The 7,964-nt window shown below is 65.4% G+C and carries 8 protein-coding genes; 2 read left to right on the top strand and 6 right to left on the bottom strand.

Features of this window, described 5'->3' with window-relative positions:
- Positions 1-135: 135 nt before the first annotated feature.
- The 5 genes from ACWKWX_RS08000 to ACWKWX_RS08020 form a co-directional block, all read right to left on the bottom strand.
- A complete protein-coding gene (locus tag ACWKWX_RS08000; RefSeq protein WP_473005682.1) occupies positions 136-1,968 on the bottom strand; it encodes an ABC transporter ATP-binding protein in 1,833 nt (610 codons plus the stop codon).
- Entirely contained in the window at positions 1,961-2,596 is a 636-nt protein-coding gene (locus tag ACWKWX_RS08005; RefSeq protein WP_416423006.1) for a DsbA family protein, read from the bottom strand. Before ACWKWX_RS08005 ends, ACWKWX_RS08000 begins: the two co-directional genes overlap by 8 nt.
- 4 nt (positions 2,597-2,600) lie before the next feature.
- Complete coding sequence (gene trhO, locus ACWKWX_RS08010; protein ID WP_416423005.1) at positions 2,601-3,542, bottom strand: oxygen-dependent tRNA uridine(34) hydroxylase TrhO; 942 nt, start codon at positions 3,540-3,542, stop codon at positions 2,601-2,603.
- 230 nt (positions 3,543-3,772) lie between these two features.
- A complete protein-coding gene (locus ACWKWX_RS08015; protein ID WP_483827429.1) occupies positions 3,773-4,066 on the bottom strand; it encodes a BolA family protein in 294 nt (97 codons plus the stop codon).
- 12 nt (positions 4,067-4,078) lie between these two features.
- On the bottom strand, positions 4,079-4,609 hold the full coding sequence (locus ACWKWX_RS08020; protein ID WP_416423003.1) for a DUF2059 domain-containing protein: 531 nt from the start codon (positions 4,607-4,609) through the stop codon (positions 4,079-4,081).
- Between the two features lie 170 nt (positions 4,610-4,779).
- On the opposite strand from ACWKWX_RS08020, the gene ACWKWX_RS08025 reads away from it, so the two are divergent.
- Positions 4,780-6,174 carry a class II fumarate hydratase gene (locus tag ACWKWX_RS08025; RefSeq protein ID WP_416423002.1) on the top strand — a complete coding sequence of 465 codons (1,395 nt, stop codon included), beginning with the start codon at positions 4,780-4,782 and terminating at the stop codon, positions 6,172-6,174.
- 131 nt (positions 6,175-6,305) lie between these two features.
- Positions 6,306-6,491, top strand: coding sequence for a DUF6316 family protein (locus ACWKWX_RS08030; protein WP_416423001.1), 186 nt, complete (start codon positions 6,306-6,308; stop codon positions 6,489-6,491).
- A gap of 4 nt (positions 6,492-6,495) precedes the next feature.
- Here ACWKWX_RS08030 and ACWKWX_RS08035 read toward each other — a convergent pair whose 3' ends face one another.
- Positions 6,496-7,677, bottom strand: coding sequence for a thiolase family protein (locus tag ACWKWX_RS08035; protein WP_483827430.1), 1,182 nt, complete (start codon positions 7,675-7,677; stop codon positions 6,496-6,498).
- Positions 7,678-7,964 lie beyond the last annotated feature (287 nt).

The raw sequence follows: 7,964 nt of genomic DNA on the forward strand, positions 1-7,964 counted from the left end.
CCTAGGCGAAAACTGCGCGTTCAGTGGGTTATCGATGATCAGGCATTACATTTCGTTCAAGGCGGCACTTTACAGGCCTATCCAAATGAATGGCTAGCGTTGTCTTTGGTACAAATGTACTCAAAACCGGACGTTTCAGACCTGTTGCAAGTGGCCGTACAGCCGCGCGTACAGCCCGCCATCGGCAATCAATTGCTGGTGATCGCCGTCCTCGGCCACCCTTCCGCCATCGAACACCAGCACCCGGTCGGCCTGTTTCACCGCCGACAAGCGATGGGCGATGATCAGCGTGGTGCGGCCGTTGAGGAAGCGCGCCATGGCCTGGTGCAGGTTGTACTCGGTGGCAGCGTCCAGCGCCGAGGTGGCCTCGTCGAGAATGACCACCTTGGGTTGCGCCAGAATCATCCGGGCAATCGCCAGGCGCTGCCGTTGGCCGCCGGAAAGGCGCACGCCAGAGCGGCCGACGATGCTGTCCAGGCCTTGCGGCAGCAGGCGGATGGCGGCGTCCAGCTGGGCGATCTCCAGGGCCTGCCAGCAGGCTTCGTCGCTGCGCTCGCGGCCCATGGTGAGGTTGGCGCGCACGGTGTCGTTGAACAGCGACGGGTGCTGCAGCACCACCGCGACGTTTTCACGCAGGGTGGTCAGGCCGATGTCCTGCTGGGTGCAACCGCCAAAGCGGATGACCCCGCTCTGCGGCGTGTACAGGCCCAGCAGCAGTTGCACCAAGGTGCTCTTGCCGCCGCCACTGGCGCCGACGATGGCCACCTTCTCGCCCGGGGCGATAGACAGGTCCAGGTGCTCCAGCACCTGGTCCTCGCCGTAGCCGAAGCTCAGGTCGCGCACCTCGATGCCCACGGTGTCGCGGTTGCGGAACGGGTCGATGCCGCCGGGGTATTGCGGCTCGTCGGCGCGCGCCAGCAGTTCGTTGATGCGGGTCAGCGCGCCACCGGCGGCGTAGTAGGCGTATTGCAGGTTGAGCAACTGCTCCACCGGGCTGATCATGAACCACAGGTAGCTGAACACCGCCAGCATCTGGCCGATGGACAGGTCGGAGAACAGCACGGTGAGCATGGCCACCGCGCGGAAGATATCGATGCCGAACTGGAACAGCAGGCCGCTGGCACGCCCCGAGGCATCGCTTTTCCATTGCGAGGCCACGGCATAGTCGCGCACTTCACGGGCGCGCTGGCCCAGGCGGCCGAGGAAGAAGCCCTGGCGGTTGCCGGCGCGCACCTCCTGGATGGCCTCCAGGGTTTCGGTCAGCGCCTGGGTAAAGCGTGCGGTGCTGTCGTTTTCCAGCTTCTTCAGGTGCTTGACGCGCTTGCCCAACTGCACCGTGGCGAAAATCACCAGCGGGTTGAAGCACAGAATCAGCAGCGCCAGCTTCCAGTTCATCCACATCAGGATGGTGGCGGTGCCCACCAGGGTGAGCATGGCCACCAGGAAGCGGCTCAGGGTCTCGCCGACGAACTTGTCCAGGGTGTCCAGGTCGGTGACCAGGTGCGTGGTCACCGTGCCGCCGCCCAGGCTTTCGTATTCGCTGAGGGAGATGCGCTTGAGGCGTTCGATCAGGCGGATGCGCAGGCGGTAGACGATGTCCTTGGCCAGCCCGGCAAACAGCCTGGCCTGCACCACGTTGAACACCAGCGCCAGGCAGCGCAGGGCAAAGGTCACCAGCAACATCAGGCCGATGTAGCCGGCGGCCTTCTGCCAGGCGCCGGGCAGCACGTGGTTCATCACTTGCAGCGCGGTGTCGCCATGGCCCAGCAGCACTTCGTCCACCAGCAACGGCAACAGCAGGGGAATGGGCACGCTGCACAGGGTGGCCAGCACGGCCACGCCATTGGCCAGCCACAGGGCTTTGCGGTGCCGCAGGGCCAGTTGCCGAATGTGCGCCCAACTCAACCGGTCGGGGGTAACCGGCTCGGGCCGCAGGGGCAGTTCGGTCGGCCCGGGCAGCTCAAGCATGGGCAGCCCGTTCCAGCCAGCGGGCGAACAGCGGCGCCAGCTCGTCCAGCGGCTGGTAGCCGTTGGTCAGCAGGGCCATCTGGCCGCCGCGCTGGGCCAGCAAGGTGGGGAAGCCGGCGATGTTGAGGTCGCGCACCCAGTTGAAGTCGGCCGCGGTGGCTGCCAGTTGCTCGGCGCTGTCAAAGGCGGCGGCGAACTCGATGCGCGGGATGCCGGCCGCCTCGGCCAGTTCCACCAGCACCGCCACCTGGGTCACGTCGCGGCCTTCAGCATAGAAGGCGTGCTGGATCAGCTTGGCCATGGCCCAGGCCGCGCCTTCGTCGAGGCTGCGCACCGCCACCACCGCCCGGCAGGCCGGTTCGGTGTCGTAGACGAAGCCTTCGGGCAGCGCGCCGTCGAACTGGAACGGCTGGCCGGTGGCCTCGTGCACCGCGTGCCAGTGGTGCAGGATGCTGCTGCGCAGCGACGGTTCCAGCGCCGCGCCGCCCCCGGTGCGCAGGCCGCCCATCACCAGGTGCACGCCCACGCCAGCGGCCTGGGCTTGCTCGATCAGCGCCTGCGCCACGGGTGCGAAGCCCCAGCACCAGGAGCACATGGGGTCCATCACGTAGAGCAGGCGGTTTTGCATGGCGTCAGTCCTGGGCAGCGGCTTTACGGTAATTATGGCCTATCGGATGCGGAAGGTTGCGCGCCTTGGCCAATTCAATCTGCTTCTGGCGGTCGATGGCGCTCTTGCGGGTTTTCTCGCTCAGGCTGTCCCAGCAGTGCGGGCAGCTGATGCCAGGCGCGTAGTGCTCGCTGGCGCGGTCTTCGACGCTGATGGGCGTGCGGCAGGCGTGGCACTGGTCGTAGTCGCCCTCGGTGAGGTCGTGGCGCACGGTGACGCGGTTGTCGAACACGAAGCAGTCGCCCTGCCACTTGGACTCTTCCTGGGGCACTTCCTCCAGGTACTTGAGGATGCCGCCCTTGAGGTGGAACACCTCGCCGTAGCCTTCGCCCAGCATGTAGCTGGAGGCTTTTTCACAGCGGATGCCGCCGGTGCAGAACATGGCCACTTTCTTGTGCACCGCCGGGTCGAAGTTCGCCTTGATGTAGTCGGGGAACTCGCGGAACGAGGTGGTTTTGGGGTCGATGGCGCCTTCGAAGGTGCCGATGGCCACTTCGTAGTCGTTGCGGGTGTCGATCAGCAGCACTTCGGGGTCGTTGATCAGCGCGTTCCAGTCCTTGGGGTCGACGTAGGTGCCGACGCTGCGGTTGGGGTCCACGCCCGGCACGCCCAGGGTCACGATCTCTTTCTTGAGCTTGACCTTGGTGCGGTAGAACGGCTGCTCGTCGCAGTACGACTCTTTATGGTCGATGTCCACCAGGCGCGCGTCGCTGCGCAGCCAGGCCAGCAGGCCGTCGATGCCTTCGCGGGTGCCGGAGACCGTGCCGTTGATGCCTTCCTCGGCGATCAGCAGGGTGCCCTTGATGCCGTTGTCGACCATGGCATTGAGCAGGGGCTCGCGCAGGTCAACGTAATCTTCCAGGGTGACGAACTTGTACAGTGCCGCCACGACAATGGCTTGTGTCATGGATGAAACTCCAGGTGGTTGCCCTCGTAAAGGGCGGACCGGGTTGATGGTTCAGGGGTACGAAAAATAAATGTGGGAGGTTGCTTGTGTGGGAGCTGGCTTGCCAGCGAGCTCTGAGAATCAAAGGCTCGCTGGCAAGCCAGCTCCCACACAAGCAACCTCCCACAGTGTCAGCAATTACACCTGGGCCAATTCTATCAAAAAACCGGCCCAGGAAGTATTGCTCTGGATCAATGCCCGCCCGCGCAGGTGGGCGAAGCCGGGGCGGCGCCCAGCTGTGCCCATTCCTCGGGGGTGTAGGTGTGCTGGGCCAGGGCGTGGAACTGCCCCATCAGCTCACCCAGGGTGGCATAGACCATCTGCTGGCGCTTCACGCGCGACAGGCCGGCGAACTGGTCGGTGACCAGCACCACTTTGTAATGGGTTTCCTGCCCGCGGCTGTGCATGTGGCTCTCGTCGAGCACCTGCAAATGCGCCGGGTCCAGGGACGCCAGGGCCTGTTCAATGCGTTGCTGCATGGTCATGACGGGCCCCGCTTACGGCTTCTTGGCCGGTGCGGCTGGCGTGGCGGCCTTGGCCGGTGCCAGTTCGTTGGTCATGTCAGACAGCAGCTTGTTGACCACCGGCACCGCGCTTTCCAGCTTCTGCTGGGTGATCTGGGCGGACTGCTGGGTCACCGAAGGCATCTTCTCCAGCACTTTCTTCCCCAGTGGCGACTGGTAGAACTTGACCAGGTCGCGCAGCTCCTGCTCGGTGAAGTTGTCGGTGTACAGCTTGACCATGTCCGGCTTCAGCTTCGGCCAGCCAATGGCCTGGTCCAGGGCGGCGTTGGCCTTGGCCTGGTAGGTTTCCAGCACGGCGCGCTTGGAGTCCGGGGCCTTGGTCTGCTCGAAACGCTGGGCAAACATCTGCTGCACCTGCATGTAGACCGGGGTCCCGAGCTTGTCGGCGTGCGCCATCATCAGGAACGATTCGGCACTGGCGTTGTGGCTGGCGGTGTCGGCGAAGACCTGGCCGCTGGCGCAGACCAGAGCAACCGCGGTACAGATGGCACGAAGACGGGTCATCGAGTTTCCTTAAGTTAGCAGGCGAGGTAGTACCCCGGAATCGAACATTCTGCGCCCAAGCAAGCCTGTGGCTCAACCCCGGGCGCACGGTCGGCAGATGAAACCTGATGGAACCGCAACGGCGATCCGCAGCCTAAACTGCCAATCACACCGTTAAGGAGGACCGTCGCATGAGCCGAACAGAAACTGACAGCCTGGGCCCCATCGAAGTTCCCGACGAGGCCTACTGGGGGGCCCAGACCCAGCGCTCGCTGATCAACTTCGCCATCGGCGACCAGCGCATGCCCCTGGCGGTGCTGCATGCCCTGGCGCTGATCAAGAAGGCCGCGGCGCGGGTCAATGACCGCAACGGCGACCTGCCGGCCGACATCGCCCGGCTGATCGAACAGGCGGCCGACGAAGTGCTGGGCGGCGAGCACGACGACCAGTTCCCCCTGGTGGTGTGGCAGACCGGCAGCGGCACCCAGAGCAACATGAACGTCAACGAGGTGATCGCCGGGCGCGCCAACGAGCTGGCCGGCAAGGGCCGCGGCGGCAAGGCGCCGGTGCACCCGAACGACCACGTCAACCGTTCGCAGAGCTCCAACGACTGCTTCCCCACGGCCATGAGCATCGCCGCCGCCCAGGCGGTGAACCAGGACCTGCTGCCGGCCATCGCCGAGCTGTCGGCGGGCCTGGCGGAACTGGCGGCGCGGCACATGCACCTGGTCAAGACCGGGCGCACGCACATGATGGACGCCACGCCCATCACCTTCGGCCAGGAACTGTCGGCCTACGTGGCGCAACTCGATTACGCCCAGCGCGCCATTCGCGCGGCGCTGCCGGCGGTGTGCGAACTGGCCCAGGGCGGCACGGCGGTAGGCACTGGTTTGAACGCGCCCCACGGTTTTTCCGAGGCCATCGCCGCCGAGCTGGCGGCGCTGTCGGGGCTGCCGTTCATCACCGCGCCGAACAAATTCGCCGCCCTGGCCGGCCACGAACCGCTGACCACCCTGGCTGGCGCCCTGAAGACCCTGGCGGTGGCCCTGATGAAACTGGCCAACGACCTGCGCCTGCTGGGCTCCGGCCCCCGCGCAGGCATCGCCGAGGTGAAACTGCCGGCCAACGAGCCGGGCAGCTCGATCATGCCCGGCAAGGTCAACCCCACCCAGTGCGAGGCGCTGTCGATGCTGGCCTGCCAGGTGCTGGGCAACGACGTGGCTATCGGCTTTGCCGCCAGCCAAGGGCACCTGCAGTTGAACGTGTACAAGCCGGTGATCATCCACAACCTGCTGCAATCCATCCGCCTGCTGGCCGACGGCTGCAGCAACTTCCAGGCCCACTGCATCGCTGGGCTGGAACCCGACCCGGTGCAGATGGCCGACCACCTGGAACGCGGGCTGATGCTGGTGACCGCGCTGAACCCGCACATCGGCTATGACAAGGCCGCGCAGATCGCCAAGAAGGCCTACGCCGAGAACCTCACCCTGCGCCAGGCGGCGCTGGACCTGGGTTACCTCACCGACGCCGAGTTCGACCAGTGGGTGCGCCCGGAAAACATGCTCGAATCAGGGAAGACCGGCTGACAGCGCTCCGCCTTGCACACTCCGGCGCCCGTGACGCGGCCTGATGGCCGCTGCTACGGGGGTGACGGGTGGTAGCTATGCTGGCGGGGGGAAATGGATAAGATGAAGGCAACCAGCCTGGGGGAATTTCCATGTACGGCAAGCGTGCGCAAGACCCGGTACCCACGGTGCACTACCGCAGTGACCGGGTGATCATGGTCAACGGCGAGTTTTTCTTCACCACCCGGGAAAACACCCAGGAAGGCCCCTACCCTACCCGCGAGCTCGCGGCACAGGAGACCGAGGCCTATATCCAGCGCATGCAGCGCCAAGGCTGAAGGCTTACAGCGCCTCGAACAGCCCCGCCGCGCCCATGCCGCCGCCCACGCACATGGTCACCACGCCATAGCGCAGCTTCTGCCGCTGCAGTTCACGCACGATATGCCCCACCTGCCGCGAGCCGGTCATGCCGAACGGGTGGCCGATGGCAATCGAGCCGCCGTTGACGTTGTACCTGGCGTTGTCGATTTCCAGGCGGTCCCGGCAGTACAGGCACTGGGAGGCAAACGCCTCGTTCAGCTCCCACAGGTCCACGTCCTGCAGGCTCACACCCGCCGCCTTCAGCAGCTTGGGCACGGCGAACACCGGGCCAATGCCCATCTCGTCCGGCTCGCAGCCGGCCACGGTAAACCCGCGGAAGATAGCGCGCGGCTTCAGGCCCAGGGCCTGGGCACGTTCCAGGCTCATGACCAGGGTCATGGAGGCGCCATCCGACAATTGCGAGGCGTTGCCGGCGGTCACCGAACCTTCTTCGCTGAACGCCGGCTTCAGGCTGGCCAGGCTTTCCAGGGTGGTGTCGGGGCGGTTGCAGTCGTCGCGATCGACCACGCCGTCCTGCCACTTCTGTTCACCGCTGGCCTTGTCTTCCACCAGGTAGCGGGTGTGCATGGCCACGATCTCGTCGTCGAAGCGGCCATCGACCTGGGCCTGGGCGGTGCGTTGCTGGCTCTGCAGGGCGTAGGCGTCCTGGGCCTGGCGGCTGACCTGGTAACGCTTGGCCACCACCTCGGCGGTCAGGCCCATGGGCATGTAGATGCCCGGCGAGCTTTCCTGCAGGGTGGGGTTGAGCAGGCGGTCCTGGTTGACGCTGCGCAGGGTCAGGCTGATGGACTCCACGCCGCCGGCGACGATGATGTCGCTGAAGCCCGAGGCAATCTGGTTGGCCGCGATGGCGATGGCCTGCAGGCCCGAGGAGCAGAAACGGTTGAGGGTCATGCCGGCGGTGCCGGTGCCCAGCTTCGACAGCACCGCCACGTTGCGGCCGATATTGAAACCCTGGGCGCCCTCGTTGGACGCCGCCCCCACGATACAGTCCTCGACGCTGGCGGGGTCGATACCGTTGCGCGACAGCAGCGCGTTGACGCAATGAGCCGCCATGTCATCGGGGCGGGTCTGGTTGAACTTGCCGCGAAAGGACTTGGCCAGGCCGGTCCGCACGCTGTCGACGATCACCACTTCACGCATGCCACACCTCGTTGTTGTCGTTGTCGGGAATGTGACCCAGCATAGGTGCGGAGTAGCGCTGCCGCGACGATAATCGAGGCGCCTGATGCCGCGCCATCGCGAAGGTTTTGCGGGGCAGATGATCTGCCGTTGATCTGCCGTTGATCTGCTTGTGATCTGGCTTTTGATCTTGATCTTGATCTTGATCTTGCTTTTGATCTTGGCCCCGTTAAGCGCCAGGGCCGACTGGAGGCGTCGATCAACGGGCTGCCCGAAGGGCCGAGGCCGCAGGCCGAAGAGACGGTAAC

It is taken from the genome of Pseudomonas imperatae, assembly GCF_057128625.1.

Coding starts and splice junctions, on each gene's coding strand:
- ACWKWX_RS08000 (WP_473005682.1), bottom strand. CDS start 1,968: ATGCTTGAGCTGCCCGGGCCGACCGAACTGCCCCTGCGGCCCGAGCCG.
- ACWKWX_RS08015 (WP_483827429.1), bottom strand. CDS start 4,066: ATGACCATGCAGCAACGCATTGAACAGGCCCTGGCGTCCCTGGACCCG.
- ACWKWX_RS08025 (WP_416423002.1), top strand. CDS start 4,780: ATGAGCCGAACAGAAACTGACAGCCTGGGCCCCATCGAAGTTCCCGAC.
- ACWKWX_RS08030 (WP_416423001.1), top strand. CDS start 6,306: ATGTACGGCAAGCGTGCGCAAGACCCGGTACCCACGGTGCACTACCGC.
- ACWKWX_RS08005 (WP_416423006.1), bottom strand. CDS start 2,596: ATGCAAAACCGCCTGCTCTACGTGATGGACCCCATGTGCTCCTGGTGC.
- ACWKWX_RS08035 (WP_483827430.1), bottom strand. CDS start 7,677: ATGCGTGAAGTGGTGATCGTCGACAGCGTGCGGACCGGCCTGGCCAAG.
- trhO (WP_416423005.1), bottom strand. CDS start 3,542: ATGACACAAGCCATTGTCGTGGCGGCACTGTACAAGTTCGTCACCCTG.
- ACWKWX_RS08020 (WP_416423003.1), bottom strand. CDS start 4,609: ATGACCCGTCTTCGTGCCATCTGTACCGCGGTTGCTCTGGTCTGCGCC.